At 31.5% G+C, this 16,358-nt stretch carries 21 protein-coding genes; 5 read left to right on the forward strand and 16 right to left on the reverse strand.

Annotated features, from left to right (window positions below):
• Nucleotides 1–402: 402 nt before the first annotated feature.
• A complete protein-coding gene (locus tag LUU93_RS02915) occupies nucleotides 403–942 on the reverse strand; it encodes a hypothetical protein (RefSeq protein ID WP_232678039.1) in 540 nt (179 codons plus the stop codon).
• A gap of 175 nt (nucleotides 943–1,117) precedes the next feature.
• Between LUU93_RS02915 and LUU93_RS02920 the strand changes: the two genes are divergently transcribed.
• The gene (locus tag LUU93_RS02920; RefSeq protein ID WP_232678040.1) at nucleotides 1,118–1,513 is read left to right on the forward strand and encodes a VOC family protein; all 396 of its coding nucleotides are present in this window, start codon (nucleotides 1,118–1,120) and stop codon (nucleotides 1,511–1,513) included.
• Nucleotides 1,514–1,538: 25 nt separating this feature from the next.
• Here the strand turns inward: LUU93_RS02920 and LUU93_RS02925 are convergent, their stop codons facing one another.
• Entirely contained in the window at nucleotides 1,539–1,856 is a 318-nt protein-coding gene (locus LUU93_RS02925; RefSeq protein WP_232678046.1) for a winged helix-turn-helix transcriptional regulator, read from the reverse strand.
• Between the two features lie 113 nt (nucleotides 1,857–1,969).
• Between LUU93_RS02925 and LUU93_RS02930 the strand changes: the two genes are divergently transcribed.
• Nucleotides 1,970–2,380, forward strand: a complete 411-nt coding sequence (locus LUU93_RS02930; protein ID WP_232678052.1) for a DUF6194 family protein — start codon at nucleotides 1,970–1,972, stop codon at nucleotides 2,378–2,380.
• Between the two features lie 137 nt (nucleotides 2,381–2,517).
• On the opposite strand, the gene LUU93_RS02935 is transcribed toward LUU93_RS02930, so the two are convergent.
• From LUU93_RS02935 to LUU93_RS02970, 8 genes are all read right to left on the reverse strand, one after another.
• Complete coding sequence (locus tag LUU93_RS02935) at nucleotides 2,518–3,456, reverse strand: hypothetical protein (RefSeq protein ID WP_232678053.1); 939 nt, start codon at nucleotides 3,454–3,456, stop codon at nucleotides 2,518–2,520.
• 87 nt (nucleotides 3,457–3,543) lie between these two features.
• Nucleotides 3,544–4,086 carry a helix-turn-helix domain-containing protein gene (locus LUU93_RS02940; RefSeq protein ID WP_232678055.1) on the reverse strand — a complete coding sequence of 181 codons (543 nt, stop codon included), beginning with the start codon at nucleotides 4,084–4,086 and terminating at the stop codon, nucleotides 3,544–3,546.
• Between the two features lie 54 nt (nucleotides 4,087–4,140).
• The gene (locus LUU93_RS02945) at nucleotides 4,141–4,554 is read right to left on the reverse strand and encodes a VOC family protein (protein ID WP_232678056.1); all 414 of its coding nucleotides are present in this window, start codon (nucleotides 4,552–4,554) and stop codon (nucleotides 4,141–4,143) included.
• 75 nt (nucleotides 4,555–4,629) lie between these two features.
• Nucleotides 4,630–5,748 (reverse strand): FAD-dependent oxidoreductase, encoded by a 1,119-nt coding sequence (locus LUU93_RS02950; RefSeq protein ID WP_232678057.1) that lies wholly within the window; start codon nucleotides 5,746–5,748, stop codon nucleotides 4,630–4,632.
• A 63-nt stretch (nucleotides 5,749–5,811) separates the two neighbouring features.
• Nucleotides 5,812–6,576 carry a helix-turn-helix domain-containing protein gene (locus tag LUU93_RS02955; RefSeq protein ID WP_232678058.1) on the reverse strand — a complete coding sequence of 255 codons (765 nt, stop codon included), beginning with the start codon at nucleotides 6,574–6,576 and terminating at the stop codon, nucleotides 5,812–5,814.
• A gap of 100 nt (nucleotides 6,577–6,676) precedes the next feature.
• Nucleotides 6,677–7,051 (reverse strand): DoxX family protein, encoded by a 375-nt coding sequence (locus LUU93_RS02960; protein WP_232678061.1) that lies wholly within the window; start codon nucleotides 7,049–7,051, stop codon nucleotides 6,677–6,679.
• A 6-nt stretch (nucleotides 7,052–7,057) separates the two neighbouring features.
• Nucleotides 7,058–7,525 carry an SRPBCC domain-containing protein gene (locus LUU93_RS02965; RefSeq protein WP_232678062.1) on the reverse strand — a complete coding sequence of 156 codons (468 nt, stop codon included), beginning with the start codon at nucleotides 7,523–7,525 and terminating at the stop codon, nucleotides 7,058–7,060.
• 3 nt (nucleotides 7,526–7,528) lie between these two features.
• Nucleotides 7,529–7,855: an ArsR/SmtB family transcription factor gene (locus LUU93_RS02970; RefSeq protein ID WP_056209295.1), complete on the reverse strand. Its 327-nt coding sequence runs from the start codon at nucleotides 7,853–7,855 to the stop codon at nucleotides 7,529–7,531.
• A 276-nt stretch (nucleotides 7,856–8,131) separates the two neighbouring features.
• On the opposite strand from LUU93_RS02970, the gene LUU93_RS02975 reads away from it, so the two are divergent.
• Nucleotides 8,132–8,485, forward strand: a complete 354-nt coding sequence (locus LUU93_RS02975) for a DUF2200 domain-containing protein (RefSeq protein WP_232678063.1) — start codon at nucleotides 8,132–8,134, stop codon at nucleotides 8,483–8,485.
• Nucleotides 8,486–8,574: 89 nt separating this feature from the next.
• Here LUU93_RS02975 and LUU93_RS02980 read toward each other — a convergent pair whose 3' ends face one another.
• On the reverse strand, nucleotides 8,575–10,923 hold the full coding sequence (locus tag LUU93_RS02980; protein ID WP_232678065.1) for a TonB-dependent receptor: 2,349 nt from the start codon (nucleotides 10,921–10,923) through the stop codon (nucleotides 8,575–8,577).
• A gap of 335 nt (nucleotides 10,924–11,258) precedes the next feature.
• Between LUU93_RS02980 and LUU93_RS02985 the strand changes: the two genes are divergently transcribed.
• Entirely contained in the window at nucleotides 11,259–12,347 is a 1,089-nt protein-coding gene (locus LUU93_RS02985; protein WP_232678068.1) for a sensor histidine kinase, read from the forward strand.
• 1 nt (nucleotide 12,348) lies between these two features.
• Nucleotides 12,349–13,053 carry a LytR/AlgR family response regulator transcription factor gene (locus tag LUU93_RS02990; protein ID WP_232678070.1) on the forward strand — a complete coding sequence of 235 codons (705 nt, stop codon included), beginning with the start codon at nucleotides 12,349–12,351 and terminating at the stop codon, nucleotides 13,051–13,053.
• 77 nt (nucleotides 13,054–13,130) lie between these two features.
• On the opposite strand, the gene LUU93_RS02995 is transcribed toward LUU93_RS02990, so the two are convergent.
• The 5 genes from LUU93_RS02995 to LUU93_RS03015 form a co-directional block, all read right to left on the reverse strand.
• Nucleotides 13,131–13,499 (reverse strand): hypothetical protein, encoded by a 369-nt coding sequence (locus LUU93_RS02995; protein ID WP_232678072.1) that lies wholly within the window; start codon nucleotides 13,497–13,499, stop codon nucleotides 13,131–13,133.
• A 141-nt stretch (nucleotides 13,500–13,640) separates the two neighbouring features.
• Nucleotides 13,641–14,573: a transglutaminase-like domain-containing protein gene (locus tag LUU93_RS03000; RefSeq protein ID WP_232678706.1), complete on the reverse strand. Its 933-nt coding sequence runs from the start codon at nucleotides 14,571–14,573 to the stop codon at nucleotides 13,641–13,643.
• Nucleotides 14,574–14,593: 20 nt separating this feature from the next.
• Nucleotides 14,594–15,445 (reverse strand): substrate-binding domain-containing protein, encoded by an 852-nt coding sequence (locus LUU93_RS03005; protein ID WP_232678074.1) that lies wholly within the window; start codon nucleotides 15,443–15,445, stop codon nucleotides 14,594–14,596.
• Nucleotides 15,446–15,492: 47 nt separating this feature from the next.
• The gene (locus tag LUU93_RS03010) at nucleotides 15,493–15,966 is read right to left on the reverse strand and encodes a DUF4265 domain-containing protein (protein ID WP_232678077.1); all 474 of its coding nucleotides are present in this window, start codon (nucleotides 15,964–15,966) and stop codon (nucleotides 15,493–15,495) included.
• The gene (locus LUU93_RS03015; protein ID WP_232678078.1) at nucleotides 15,966–16,358 is read right to left on the reverse strand and encodes a VOC family protein; all 393 of its coding nucleotides are present in this window, start codon (nucleotides 16,356–16,358) and stop codon (nucleotides 15,966–15,968) included. Before LUU93_RS03015 ends, LUU93_RS03010 begins: the two co-directional genes overlap by 1 nt.

A 16,358-nucleotide genomic window follows, 5' to 3' on the forward strand; every position in this document is an offset into this window, starting at 1 on the left:
ACTTCCATATTTAGATGTCCATTTAATAGACTGAGGGCCTTCTTCTCCCGTGCGCTCAATACCTCTGGGTAATATCCACAGATTGGTATGAAGATCTGAGCTCCAATCCATTGATCGGGCAGTAAGTATTAATCCATCTAAGCCTTTGTAGACTATTCTTGTGCACATACGAAAATTTTATAGCAACATGTAAATGTTGTAGTTAATTAGTAGTTGTTTTTTTAATTTGATTCATTTCTCCTAAGAATTTATAATTTAGATTTCGAAAGTTTTATTAAAACTTTTTAACCTTAAAAATTCTTCAGTAGAAGCAGATGTAAAATTTGAATATAGATTTTAAAAATAGTAAAATAATAAAGTAAATGTAAGATTTTTAACAGTAATTTTTACTGTTTCATTTTTTTAATTTTTTCCGGAATAAGGAACATTCATTTTTGCGGTTTTTATATATCTGTTAGAGACTGTATCTGTATCAATTCCTTTCATCACGTAATTTATTTCTCTAAACCAGCTTTGTTTATCGGGAACATATTTTGTTGTTAAATTCCCTCCGTGATATGGATCGTAATAATTAACACTTGTAATTAATGTATCTCCTTTGACTTTATAAGAGCCCTCCGCAGAAATTTTTCCGTCTATAGTCGAATATTTTGGAATTTGAAGAACACTATATCTGGCATTTTGATACACAAAATGATATTGAAGCAGGGTGTCTGCAGCAGTTTGTTCAGATGACAATTCTTTTTGATGTTTTAAATAAACATTGTAAACCTTTCCCTGAAGTTTAAATTTTGCAATCCATTTGCTGTCTTTTGTAATATCCGAAGAATCATAAACAGAACTTGATGAAGGCTGGATTACGGTTTTCTTTTTTTTCTTTTGTTGAGAATACGTAATGCTAATACTTAAAATTAAGGCAGATAATAGTAAAACTTTTTTCATATTTGAAATATCAAATGTTTTTTTATGTTATTAAATGACTTCCATTTTAGCGAATATAAGAAATATCTTTGTTTTTGGTAATCAAAAATAAAGCTGAAAAAATGCAGCCTTTTCATTATGAAAAAATATCTGCATCAAGAAATTAATTTCTTTACTTTAAATAAAACTTAAGCTTATGAAAACTAGAATGATATGGGGAAACTTGGTTTCTAATGATTTACAAAAAACAATTCAGTTTTATACTGCGTTAGGCTTCAAACAAAACGGAAAAGAAACGGATGAATTGGTAAGTTTCATTTTTGCTGAAAATAATTTTATAATTAATTTCTTTACTGCCAAAAGATTTGAAAATGCTTTAAGAAGCAAATTAACCGACACTACAAGCAATAATGAAATTATTTTTTCATTATCCGCAGACAGTAGAGAAGAGGCAGGCCTTTGGCTTGAAAAAGTTAAAAAAGCAGGCGGAAAAATATTCTCTGAACCTGAAAATTTTGAAAAAGGTTATACCTTTGGTTTTACTGATCCCGATGGGCATAAATTCAATTTTTTATATTGGCCGGGAATGTAATTATAGCTGATATATAAAAGCAAAATCATTCCATATGACTTATTGCCCAATTTTGAATTTCCTTAACAACTGACTTTAACGAAAGACCTTTAGCTGTAAGGGAATATTCAACTGTTGGAGGAACTGTTGCGTATGCTTTTCTTTTTATTATTTTTCTGGACTCTAACTCCTTAAGAGTTTTTACTAACATTCTGGTGTTAATGCCAGGAATTGCTTTTGAAAGTTCATTATATCTCATAGTTCCTGACATAAGATTGTTAATTATGGTCATTGTCCATTTTCCCGAAAAAAGATCCATTGCTTCCTGAAAAGGGCAAACTGAAATATTTTTTATCTTTTTCATCGCTTCTAAAGTCTATTTTTAGCCATTACTTTACTTTTGCAAACTATATACCAAATTGGTAACTTCTTGCAAATGTAAAACTTCAAACTTACATTTGCTAAAAAAACAATACTATGACAATTGAAGATATTAAAACATACTTACTTGAAAATTTTGAAGGATTAAATATTATAGAAGCGGATGGTGACTTGTTTTTTATGCATATGAATAATGACAAACTACCATTTGTTACACTTATCAATAAGGATAATGATTACGATAGTGTATCAAATCTAAATAGGGATGGTTTTTTCAGATTAAATTTCCCAATTAATAAAGAAATTTTCATATCTAAATTTGGAGGTTTGACAAATGATACAAAACTTGAAGCATATCTGAACATTGGGTTAGACTTTACACAAGAAGATACACTCTTTCCTCATCCAACTTACGGTTCATTAAACTGGGTTTGTATTGTTAATCCATCAAAAGAAACATTTGAAATAATAAAGCAATATTTAAAGACATCATTTGAAAGGTTATAAATCTTTATTTCATTTTGCTTTTTTTGAATACAATTAATACTCAACCAATTCAATGTCCATAGTTTTTATAAGTCCGTTATCAAAATAAAACCTCTAAATGTATGACCCAATAAGAGATTTTAAATTGCCGTTATATTTTACTCAACCCTGAATCTTTCATTTTTGCAATCAATAATCAATTTATGGTTTAAAAAGATTTTATTCCCAATCATTCCCTGCATTCCTGAGCTTTTCATTAAAAAAGTCTGCATTTTTGAAACTCCTTCGATATACGTTACTTCCGAAATTTTTAATTGCGTACCTCCAAACTGCATTTCTTTATTTGCAGGAGCAGAAATCACTGTCAGTAGATTTTCCCATGAATTTCCTTTTTCGACTTTTAATTTGCTGTTTTTGAGCTTATATTTTTGCCATTCTTCTTTATTTATAATCAATTCATAACCACTGGTTCCGGAATCATAAAGGAGTTTTAAATCCTGATTTTCAATTTTTGCAGTAAAAAGGAGTTTACGTTTCTTAAATTCAAATTTTGTAAATCCGTTTTCGATTTCATTTTCAGTAAATGCGCAGGTGTTATTTCTAAAATCTAAAGAAACTGTTCTTTTTTCTAATAAGTCAGTTCCAATTGTTCCTATGATATCGACAGAATCCGGGTTCTGTAAATCAACTTTTTTACCATAATTCAACAATTGAAATTTTTCAGAAGAAATATTGAGATTCATTATTTTGAAGTTTAACAGAATATCTTCTTGTTTTTCCTTAAACTCAATTTGTTTAGGGAATTTTTCCTGAACAGACTGCAGTGATTTTTTGTAGAAAATAGTTACCGGCGAACCAAAGTCCAGCTGCATATAAAATGTTTTTTCAAGACCTTTTATTTGAACAGGTAAAAGAAGCGCAGTATAAGGATTTTCTCTATCTGATACCCATTTAATGTGGACGTTTTCTACATTTCCCGAAACCTTAAGGTAATTTTCCGAAGGACTGAATTTTCTATCAAAATAAAAATAGCCGACAATTAATGAGAAAAGAATAAGGGCTAAAAAAGCCAGCACGATTTTTTTAATTATTTTCATTACATTTTTTTCTGCAATATTGAGAATTGTAATGCAATTTAACCGAAAAACCGATATGACTTTTTTACGCCAATCTTATGGCATAGCCTATAAAATATTGTATTTCAGCTTTATATATAAATCTGCTTTTTGAGTTAAACTCAATCCGTTTTTAAAAATTATATAAACATTTATGATTTTTAAGAGTACTAAAAAGACAATAAACAGCGGAAAATTTAGAGAAAATGCTTTCTGAATAAATGGACTTACAATCATCAAAGTTCCAAGAACAAAAGTGTAGATAATCTGTACGGTCAAAATACTTTTTCCTAATTCTTTTGCTTTTGGTTCTTTCGATTTATAAGTTAAAATAGAAGGAAAAATAATATTTCCAAACGGAATAACAAGAGAAGACAAAGCAGAAAAATTAATAAGTTTAGCTCGTTTAATTTCAGGATCATTTTGTGAATCTGAAATTAAATTTTCAGGTTCAACTTCAAATGATTTTGCCAAAGCTTTAAGCGTAAAACCTTTTGGGATATTTCCCGCTTCGATTCTTTGTATTGTTCGTAATGAAAGCCCTGATTTTTCAGCAAGTTCAGTCTGAGTCAGATGCTTTTCTTCTCTCAATATTTGAACTTTTGTTTTCATTTGCTTATTTTAATTATACTTTTTCGAACTGATTTTTCTTAACAGATTAGATTTTTAATAAACCGGTTCCCAAAGCTCAATTTTATTACCTTCTGTATCCATTATATGCACAAATTTTCCATAATCATACGTTTCGATATCATCAAGAACGGTTACGCCATTTGCTTTGAGTTTTTCTACAAGTCCTTCGATATTTTGAACACGGTAATTTACCATAAAGTCTTTTTTTGACGGAGAAAAATATTCATCGCCTTTGTTAAAAGGGCACCATTGCGTTGATTCTATCTGCTCTGGTTTATCAAGATTTCTCGATTCAAAACTTGCCGAACCCCACTCATTGATTTCTATTCCTAAATTTTTAACATACCAGTCTTTTGTTTCCTTTGGATTTTCAAGAAAAAAGAAAACACCGCCAATTCCAGTAACTTTAGGAGTTGTATCGTCTGGTTGATTTTGTGAATCTGACATATTTTTAGCTTTTAGTTATAAAGGTTAGTTTTCTTTGACTAAGATAAAATTATTTTCATCACAAAGGATAAAATTTCAGTTAACAAATTTTAGAAAAGAAAAATCAGTTTTAAGCATTTCTATTTCATTTTCCTTAGTTTCCTGCTGCGCTTCTTTTGCATAAACAAACATTCTTTCTTCGTAATTATGTATAGCACTTTCAATAGTTTCAAATTCCCCGCTTAATAGATTTTCAGATAAAATTAAAGCATCAAGAAGTCCAATATTGGCACCTTGTCCTGCAAAAGGAGGCATTAAATGTGCGGCATCGCCAATAAGTGTAATAGGCAGGGGGCGGTTATTTTTCCATGCTTTTTCTACAGAAATCTTTTTAGTTGGTAATCCGGTAAAGAAAGAAGTGGTACAAAATAATTCTTTATATGATTCTCCCCAATCAGAAAGTTTATCTAAAAGAAATACTTTGACATTTTCTATATTTTGAAAATCGATTTTTAACGTTTCAGGCATCTTAAAAATAACATTATAACTTAATGTATTATTATTTTTAGGATTGGCAGCCAATAAATTACCATTGTTAGAAACCATTAAAATTTTATCACCACATAACTCATAAAAACCGAGAGATTTTGCTTGTGATGCAGAAACTTCACCTTGAATCATATACGTTCCCGTAAATTCAATTTCGGCATCTGTAATATATTTTCTAATAGAAGTCATGCCGCCATTTGCGCCAATAATAAAATCAGCAGCTATAGTTTTTCCGTTTTCAAAATGCAAATGCCATTCTCCATTTTGTTCCTCAATTTCAGTCAGTTTACTATCCCAAACAACTGTATTTTCTTTTAAACTGTCAATTAAAAGTGTTCTTAAATCATTTCTATTAATTTCAGGAGCGTCATATAGTTCTTCTTCAGTAATTTCTTTACTAAACAATACATTTCCTTTATAATCAGTCATAATTCTCCCCATCGGAATCGCCATTTTATAATACGTATCAAGCAATCCCGCTTTCTGCATCGCGTCCTGACCTGAACCTTTATGTAAATCGAGTGTTCCGCCCCAAATTCTTGCTTTTGGATCTTTATCTCTTTCGTAAACCGTAACATCAATTCCGTTTTGCTGTAATAATCTGGCCATTGTTAAACCAACCGGACCAGCACCAATAATGACCGTTTTTTTATTTGTAAGTAACATAATTTTTTATTGCTTAATTAGGTTACAAAATTGGAAAAGGGTTGTGAGATGAAATAGTAAAAATCAGTCGTTTTTGGTATTCAGCTTTTTAATCGCCACAATATCCATAAAACGATTGTCTTTGTTTCTGCTTAATTCTTTTGGCGTAACGCCGGAGTATTTCTTGATTTCTTTGATAAAATGATTTTGATCTGTGAAGTTTTGTTCCGGAAAAAGGATGCCTTCACTGATAGGTTTAAACGAAGAGCCAAAACGCAGAATATTGCAATAAGTTTTTAACGAAATGCCGAATTGCTGGTTAAAGTAACGATTAATCTGACGGCTGCTCCAAAACACGTTTTCAGAAAGTTCCTTTACCATTATAGAGCCTTTTGAAAAATAAATAAGTTCGAATAATTTCTTTTTTCGATTGTCAATATTTGGTATTAAAATTCGGTTTATTATCTGGGTCGCTTTACCGCAAAAGTTTTCAAAAGTGCTTAAATCATCTGCTTCAAACTGCCAGATTTCATCTGAAATAATTTTTCCGTCATTTAAAACATCTTTGATCGAACCTCCAAATAAATATTCTACGGCAAGCAGTTTAAAGCCAATGGAAAACATTTTTGCTCCAACGGGAATAGTAATCTGACCCGGAATTGTATCTAAACCTCGAATTGTTTTCTGCCAGTTATCAGCATTTAAATTCATTACCGCCAAATCAACCATTCCGTTTGGTAAAACAGTTGATGGAATATCCTTTCCCGTATTGTTTTCCAGCATCCAAAAGCTGTGAACAAAATGCAAAATCGAATTATCCGGTAAAGCTGATTGAATTAGCAGGCTCATTTATTAGAAATAATATTATTGTAAAATTAAATATTAGTTTTCAGTCGCAGTCTCGGTTTTCAGTTTTTTCAGAACCGTAAACTACGACTGAAAACTGAGACTAAATAACAGTTCTTCTCTCATCTGGCCTAAAATACCATGAAGTAACTGTTAAAACCAATAATAATGTCGGTCCAAAATATGCTATACCAGAATCACCTACAGCAAAATGAGAGAAAATAGCGCCGCTCATGGCAAAAAAGAATCCTGCGTAAGCCCATTCTTTTAATAAAGGGAATTTCGGAATTAAAATGGTTATAACACCTAAAATTTTCCAAACGCCTATAATGGTTAGAAAGTAAAGCGGATAACCTAAATGCGCCATCATATCGGCTTCTTCTTTCATTTTTATAATTTGTACAATTCCTGTTGAAGTCATTCCTAATGCCAGCCAAATTGTGGCAATCCAATAAATAATTTTGTTTTTTTTGCTCATAACGATTTATTTAAGTTTGTTTACTATTTCCTGTAAGCGATTGTGTGCGAAATTCATACCTTGTGCAAAAGGCAGTTTCAATTGTTGATCTCTGTGTTCTACAGATTTGTAGATAATTTGCATCGTAAGTCTGCTTGTATCTTCTGTAAGTTTTTCAAACTCCAAAAATTCTAACTGAGGCACAAAATTGGCATTATCCATTTCAAAAGTTCTGGTAATTCTTTCATTTGGAACAAAATTATGTATTACGCCATTGGCACTAAATACAACATTTCCGTTGGGATCTTTGGTTTCAAACTGCCAGCCGCCATGCTGTCTATTTTCTAATTTTACCACTTTTGTTCCCATCCATTGTTCCACAATTTCGGGCTCTGCATAAGCTTTAAAAAGCAAATCAACCGGAAGATCAAATTCTCTTGTAATTACAATTTCCTGCTGGCCGTTTTCGGCATTAATTTTTGTTTTGCGTTCCATAAATTAATCTTTTTTAGGTTTATAGTTTTTCATTATACTTTCTAATTTATTAAAACGATCGTCCCACATTTGGCGAAAAGGTTCAATAAAATCAGCAACTTCTTTTATTTTTTTCGGATTTATATAATAGTAAATCTCGCGTCCGTTTTGCTTTTGGTCAAGGAGTTCACATTCCGTTAATATTTTAATATGTTTCGAAATGGTCTGTCTTGACGAATCAAAATTTTCCGCTATGGTTCCCGGCGTCATCGCTTGTATGGCCACCAAATTTAAAATTGCTCTTCGCGTTGGATCGGCAATTGCCTGAAAAACATCTCTACGTATTTCCATTATGCAGTTATTTGACTGCAAATATAATGAAGTCATTTGACTGCGCAATATTTTTTTTGATTTTTTTTTCACCATGCGTTAAACTGGATCAAAATCCAGCCTTACAATATAAATCGAGCCTGGGGCCTTTCTTCAAAGGATGGAAGTTCCGAAGGAACGATTCATACTGCAGCAACAGATTTTAATTCGTTGAAACGGTGCATATTCATTTTGTTAATTTTTACCAATAAAATTCAAAATTTTTATAATTTTAAATTCATTAAAAAAGAAGAAAACATGAATAATAATGCTAGAGTGTTTCAATATTCATTCGCAAGTATTTATCGATTATACAAGGAAAAAGTAGAGAAGAAGGGACGTACGGCAGAAGAAGTAGATACTGTTATACTCTGGCTTACGGGTTATAACGATAAACAATTTAGAGATCAGATTGAAAAGAAGGCTGATTTGCAGGCATTTTTTGCAGAAGCACCAAACCTGAACCCAAATGCATCTAAAATTACAGGCGTAATCTGCGGTTACCGAATTGAAGATATAGAAGATCCGTTAATGCAAAAGATTCGCTATATGGATAAATTAGTAGATGAATTGGCGAAAGGAAAGAAAATGGAAAAAATCCTAAGGGAATAGAATAAAAAAGTCGTTTTAGAATTAAAACGACTTTTTTATTTAAAATCAACATTTGGAATTTGTATTTTTAAAATTGGAATTTAAACCTTTTACATTCCGTCAGGCAATCTATCTGCTTCATTTTTACTTCTGTTAAAACGATAAATAACATTAAGGTTGATGTATCTTCCTTGCGATCTGGCTTCAGATTCTAAATAGTAATATTGAGTTGTAATTTTTTCTGTCGTAATCTGTGAGTTGAATAAATTATTTACGTTTAAAGTTACCGACATTTTGTCTCCAATAAAATCCTTGCTCAAGCCTAAATTTGCACTATACTGGGCTTCTGTAAGCGATTGAACTCCCTGATTTTTTCCTCGGTATCTAAAACTGAATTCTCCTGAAATAATTTTAGGAAACTTAACAACAGATCTAAAATTAGACAGCCAGGTTTGATCTTCGGCACTATAATTTACGTTTTCAAAAGTTCCCTGCTGTTTGAATTTGTAATAATTAAAATCTAAAGCCAGCCTAAGCCATTTTGTTGGATTATAAGTTGTTGAAACTTCTGCACCGTAACGATCTTCAGTATCAAGGTTTACAGGCGTGCTTACAAAATAATTTTCATCTGTACGTTTTACTATATACTCAAAATAATTGGTGGTATGCTGATAATAAAGAGACGGATTAATACTTAGTTTTCCTGGTTTTGCCAATAATGTCAACTCAAAAGAATTAGTAAACATTGGGTTCAAATCTGGATTTCCTACTGTTAGGTTTCTTAAATCTGAAACTCCCGAAAACGGATTTAACTGCCAGAATCTCGGTCTGTTTATTCGTTTACTGTAACTCAATTGTAAATCTGTTTTTTCGGTTAAATTATATACAAAATGCAGTGTAGGGAAGAGGTTAATGTAATTTTTAGAGTTATTAAAAGTATTTTTTGTATCGGCAATTTTTATATCTGACAGTTCAGAACGCAGACCTAACTGGTAATTAAACTTTTTATATTTGCTTGAAAACTGAAAATAAGCGCTGTACAAATTTTCATCGTATTTTAATTTATTAGTAAATTGTTCCTGCAGTACATTGTCCAGAATAGTGTGATAATCACTTCTTAGTGCGCGAAGATCGCTTCTAATTCCCATTTCAATTTTAGAATTTTCAGAAATTGGGTCTACAAAATCTGATTTTATAAAAATATCATTACTGCTTTCTATATCTCTCGAATACAAATTAGAAACCGAGGCGTTAAAAGGATACGTTTTTTGCTGCGTAATATATTGGTTTTCATCATCATTCCAAAAATCATATTGTAAACTTGTTGTCCATTTTTTATCTTTTTTGTCAAATATTTTTACATAATTTAATTCTAATGCGTTGTAAATTTGAGGTTCTTTATACTTTTCAGATCTCGAAATAATACTGTCAGTAACATTATTCGCATCTGCATAATTGTAATTGTAATGCATTTTGTTGTTATTATTGTTCTTACTGCGGTAATAACTTCCTGTTAATGTATTTTTTGAATTGATATAATAATCCCCGCCAACATACATATTATAGATGCCAATACTTCGTTTCATATCATCATACTGGTTTAAAATTGTCGTTGTACCATTATCTGTATTAGTCTGAAACTGTTTGTTGTAACCATAAATATCTAAATAGCGGCAGCCCAAATTTCCAAAAAGATTTACCTTTTCTGTCTTATAACTCACATTAGCATTTAAGTTATGTCTTGCAGGATTTCCAATTCCGGCCTGAAGCGAACCATTAAAGCCTTTCATTGTGTTCTTTTTCATAATAATATTAATGATTCCTGCACCGCCCTGCGCTTCATAAGCAGAAGAAGGATTGGTAATAACTTCTACTTTTTCAATATTTGCCGCCGATATTTGCGATAAACCATTATTTGCCGTCAGCATAGACGGTTTTCCATTTATTAATACCGTAACGCTGCTGTTTCCTCTAAGGCTTACAACTCCTGCAATATCTACATTTACTGAAGGAACATTATTTAAAATATCATTAGCAGATCCTCCGCTGGATAAAATATCTTTACCAACATTAAAGACTTTTTTGTCAATTTTCATTTCTACTGCTGATTTTTCGGCAATAACATTTACTTCGTTTAATTGATTTATACTCTCTTCTATAAGAATGTCTTTCATGACAATATCTTTATTCAATTGAATATTTTCGACCGTAAAAGATTTATACGACATATAAACGGCTTTAAGCTGATAATTTCCGGGATTGCTTTTTAAAATGTAATTTCCATCAGCGTCTGTAACGGCTTCTTTTTTATTTTCTACAGATGATAATAAAAGCGTTACATAAGGTAATGCCTGTTTGGTTTTAGAATCTACTATTTTTCCTTTAATAATAAATTGTGATGTTTGTGCTCCAGATGTAAATCCGAAAAGCAAAATGATTAATAATGCAAACTGTTTCATTTTTTGATTGGTTTAGAATTTTAAGCAAAACTCCTTTTTAATTTCACTCAAAATTTACACACATGATATAAGGGCGATTATTGCGTATAAACAATCAAATAGAAACCATAAATCGTGTTTATAGCCAATTTTTATATGTTTGTATCTTTTTTTTGCATGTTCATCGACAACTATTTTGTCTTTCTAAATAAATGTTAACTTTGGTTTTATTTAAAGCTGCTAAGGTTCTGAGATACTGAGATGCTAAGTTTTTTTAAAACAAAGTAATAGCAGTTTAAAAAAAATCTTAGCATCTCAGTATCTCAGAACCTTAGCAGCTCAGCAACTTAAAAACCATGACACCATTCGAAAAAATTATAAATTTCTCTAAAGACCACAGGATTAGTACCCATATCATTTTTTGGGTATTCATTTTTATTATGTTCTTTAGTAAAAACACTTCTTCTGATCCTGAAGAATTAAAGGTTGATATAGCATACACGCTGTATTACGAATTGTTTTCTATCATTGGGGCTTATTTTATGTCTTATAGAATTTTACCTCGTTTAATGGCACCACAAAAACATAATAGAGTTTGGGCAGAATTTATTCTGGGTAGTTATGTAATCTCTGTTACTGCCAGGATTTCAATGGTGTATGGCTTAGAGGGCTTTACACGAAAACGGCCTTTTAATCAGGAACCCATTGCTGAAATCCTGACCGATTTACCTACTTTATTTGGAGCTTATTTTTTGCACATACTTTCTTTGTCTATATTTTTTATTTTTATAAAATTGATAAAAGACCAGTATGTCATTCAGAAAAGGTCTTTGCTGCTCGAAAAGCAAAAAGCAGAAACCGAATTAAAAATCTTAAAAGCACAATTGAATCCTCACTTTTTGTTTAATACACTCAATAATATTTATTCTCTTTCTATTGTAAATTCTCCAATAACCTCAAAATCAATTGCTGTCTTATCTGAAATATTAGATTGTATTTTATACCGCTGCAGTTCGACTTATGTTCCAATTTCTCAGGAAATTTCCTTGCTTGAAAATTATATTACACTCGAAAAACTGAGATATGATGAACATTTAAACGTAGTATTTAATCATTCCATAGATCATAATAAATCTATTGCGCCTTTGATTTTGCTTTCTTTGGTCGAAAATGCTTTTAAACATGGAGCAGGAGAAGACACGGGAAGTTCTCCAAACATTCAAATTGATTTGAAACTGCAAAACGATCATTTTGAGTTTAAGATTGTAAACTCCATAAACAAAATTGACAGCGAATCTGGAAATGGAAAAATTGGATTAAATAATATTATCCAGCAGCTTGATAAAATTTATCCGGAACATTATACTTTTGATGTTACTAAAACTGAGGAGGATTTTACGGCTTATTTGCAGATTAATTTAGCAACCGAATATAATTTAGCTTAAAATGAAAATAAAGTGTTTATTAGTCGATGACGAGCCTTTAGCAATCAGCTTATTGCAGAACCATATCAGCAAATTAGATTATTTTGAAGTCGTGGGTACTTGTCCAAACGCTTTAAAAGCCGCCGACGTTTTGCGTACAACTGCTGTAGATTTAATGTTTTTAGATATTAAAATGCCGCAGATTACGGGAATCGATTTTTTAAAAACATTAAAGAATCCGCCGGCTGTTATTTTTACTACCGCTTATCGTGAATATGCCTTAGAAAGTTATGAACTTGATATTGTAGATTATCTTTTAAAACCAGTTACTTTTGATCGTTTCTTTAAAGCGGCAGATCGTTATTTAAGAATCAGCGGGCCGGTAAACAGCAAGATAATTACACCTTCGCAGGAAGATTATATTTACATTAAAAACGGGCCAAAATTCAATAAAATAAACGTCGATACTATTTTGTACATAGAAAGTGTCAAAGATTATATTATTGTGCATCAAAAAGAAGGAGTAAAATTAAATGCCAAATATAAAATTAGTGATATTGAAATAGAACTGCAGGATAAAAGCTTTTTAAGAATTCATCGCTCTTTTATTATTAATCTAAAAAATATCACAGCATTTACCGCTTACGATGTCGAAATTGGAAATATTGAGATTCCAATAGGTGCAAGCTATAAAGAGTATGTTTTTAAAATTTTAAAGAATTCATAGAAAATAAAAACTCCTTAAAAGAATAATTTAAGGAGTTTTTAGTCTTGTTTTTAATGGTTAGACCAGGATAGCAAAGCTTATATTTTCTTGAGCGTAATTTTCATCTCTTTACTGTCCAAAATTAATTCATCACTTGTAATAGTACTTTCGCAAGGATACGGGGTTCCAACTTCATCTTTAATTACTAAATTTTTTCCCCCTTTTGTCAATGCATAAGTACCATTTGTTATTTCTCGTGTTAGAAATCCGGTAACATGCCCATCTTTTGTAAATGTTAAGGTTCCATCTGTTAAAATTACAGTTTTTAAAGAATCCGAAATAGGAATTTTCGGTTCTACCGCTGTTATTTTCCAAGAGTTTACCAATTTATTTCTACCCTTAGAACATGAAATCATTAATACTGCAGCCAATGCAAGTGTGAAGATAAATAATTTAGAATTTTTCATGATTTTGTGATTAAAAATTAGAAATGAAAAGTTACAAAAAAAAAAAGTAATTCTAACATTATAGTCACAGAAAGTGAATTTATGATATCTGATTTCTAATATTTTAAACTAAATAAGAAAAGATTAAAGAACTTTGATAAATTAATTTAAAGTCAAAGCACCCAGAATTTCTTCATACATAAAGGGTCCTCCGGGATAAGTTGCTGTATAATCCAGGTTCATCCAGACCTGACCACGTTCGTCAATATGGTAATGCAGATTTTTGCCGTAACTTTCTCTTTGAAAAAGTACGTTTTTAATTAAATAATTAACTTTTTCCAGATCAATCATAGAACCAATTAATATTTCGGGATAAATATGGCCTTTTGTATGAATAAGTCTTGGAGTTCCGCCAATAGACCGAATTGCCGCCGCCATTAAAATAGAATGATCGTCGCAGTCTCCTGAAAAATATTCTAATGACTCGCTGGCCGTAGCAATATAATCGCCTTCTTTAGGGTCATTGACATAATTCCAGCGGCTGTTTATTTCTTTAAAAACAGCAAAACACTGAATAATTGTCCTGTAATCAGAATAGCCTTTAATGCCTTTAAAATGCTTTGTAGTGGCCATAATGGCAAAATTTCGAACTTTCGGATTTTGATATTCGATGGCGCTTAGAATTTTTGATTTATTGGGAAACGGAAGCAGTTTTGCCACAATTATATCCTGCGGATACGGATTGTCTGACATGGTATAAATCATCGAATTATAATCTTCAGAAATCTCGCTGAAACCATAATTTCCAATAACCGATCCGTAAAATAAAATCAATAAATAAACCGCTACACATAAAATTATTATGGTTCGCAGATACATCAGCAGAAAGAAAACAGCGGCAAAAACAAAAATGAATATAAAAACACGATCCAGATTAAAGGCCCACTCTAAATCAATAAGGTTTTGATGCAGAATGATAAATATTGGAATGGTAATAAAAAGACTCAACACAGAAATAATAATCCTATCCCAAGGCGATTTCACCTGTAATTTAGATTTTAATTGCGGAAGGTCAATTTTAGGGAAATTTATCATAAGAATCAAAAAAGCAGTTTTTACAGCGCTTTCACCGTTTCAACAAAAGTACTTTTTTTATCAATAATTCCCAGATCAAATAATTGATTTTGAATTTTGATAAATGCTTTTTCACTTAAATGTTTTTGTGACCATTGTGTTAGTTTCAGCCATTCCTGAATGTCCTCAGCTTTTTGATTAAATAACTCGGCCAAAGTCTTGTCGATATCAGGAATCTGTGCAAAATCATGCGTAGTTTTATTGATAATTTCCAATACTTTTTCAACCGTTTTTGGGTTCTTTTTTAAGAATTCATCACGAACCGCTATAACAAACGAAGGCCATGGAGTAGGGCAGTCGCCAACACGCCTGAAAATTCCCTGGTCAACAAGAGGTTTTGTCATAAAACGTTCCCACATAAAATAATCTGCAGTTCCGTTTGTCAGGGCTTCAACAGCACCGTCGATAGTGTTTATAATTTCAAATTGCAGATTATCACTGTTCCAGCCTTGTTCACTTGCATTTACATAAGCCATTAATTGTGAGCCCGAACCTATTCTTGAAATCGCTATTTTCTTGTTTTCTAAATCTTTTACAGTCTCGAAACCTGATTTTGCTGCTACGTGAATTCCCCAAATTAATGGTGACTGCACATAAATCTGCACAATTTTGCTCGGATTTCCTGCTGTTATATCTTTTACAATTCCTTCTGTTAAAATAACGGCCATATCAGCTTCGTCGTCACGCAGCATCTGACACATTTTTCCGGTACCCTCAGGAACATTTTTCCATTGTAAATCGATATTTTCTGCTTCAAATTCGCCATTTTCAATGCATAAATGCCATGGCAGATTGAAGTGTTCAGGAACACCTGCAATTTTTACAGTTTTCATTATAGTTTAAGTTTAAGTTTGGTATGCGTATTCTTAAGTATGTAAGTTTAGTTTTTTAGTAAATCGGCCCGGTGTTTATCTGAAAGGCAAGGTTCTGCATATTGAATAATTTCCTGAGACTCGTATTCGTTTAAAACACTTCTCACGATCGAATAATCGACATCACGAACTACTTCGACAGAAATAAAATTATCGTTCAGGCCTTCTGACAAACAGTTTATTGCCCTTAGTTTTTCTCTGATAATTTCCTTGTCAAATCCTTTTTCTAAAATTATAACCTGAACAATCGAATTTCCTGAATTTTCTATAGTTTCTCTATAAACCAGATGTTTTTCATTTTCATCAAATTCAGCATAAAATAAATCATCCGTAGCAATTAAAGGGCCAAAAAATGGAATATTATCCAGCTTAAAAAGCCCTTTATCTAAATCTATAATTTCAGCCCACATAGTTTCTGAAACCGTATCTTCTAAATAATCGCTGTAATATTTAAATAATATTTTTTTATGTGTTTCCTGCATTATTCTATTTCGTTTATTATGGCTTTTAAGGATGATATAACTATGCGGTAACCATCAGGGTCCTGAATCATTTTTCCGTTTTCGTTCCAGAAAGGATTAGTTGCAGTTATCGTTGCAATATTATGGCGTATAAGTTTATGAATTAATTCATTATAATCTGAAATTGTTTTAGGATAAAGTATAATTACATCGTCTTCATCAAAAGAATGATTGGCTTCTGTATGAGACTGTGTAAATTCAAAGTGCCAGTCTAAACCCGATTTGCCAATAAAAATACCGTCATAATTATTATGATTCTGAAAATCTCCTAATCGTTCAAAACCCAAAACATTGACATAAAAATTTTCAATTTTTTCTAGGTCATTGGTATGTCTGGCTACTCTTAAAAACAT

Origin of the sequence: Flavobacterium soyae, assembly GCF_021245985.1 — a bacterium.
Classification (GTDB): domain Bacteria; phylum Bacteroidota; class Bacteroidia; order Flavobacteriales; family Flavobacteriaceae; genus Flavobacterium; species Flavobacterium soyae.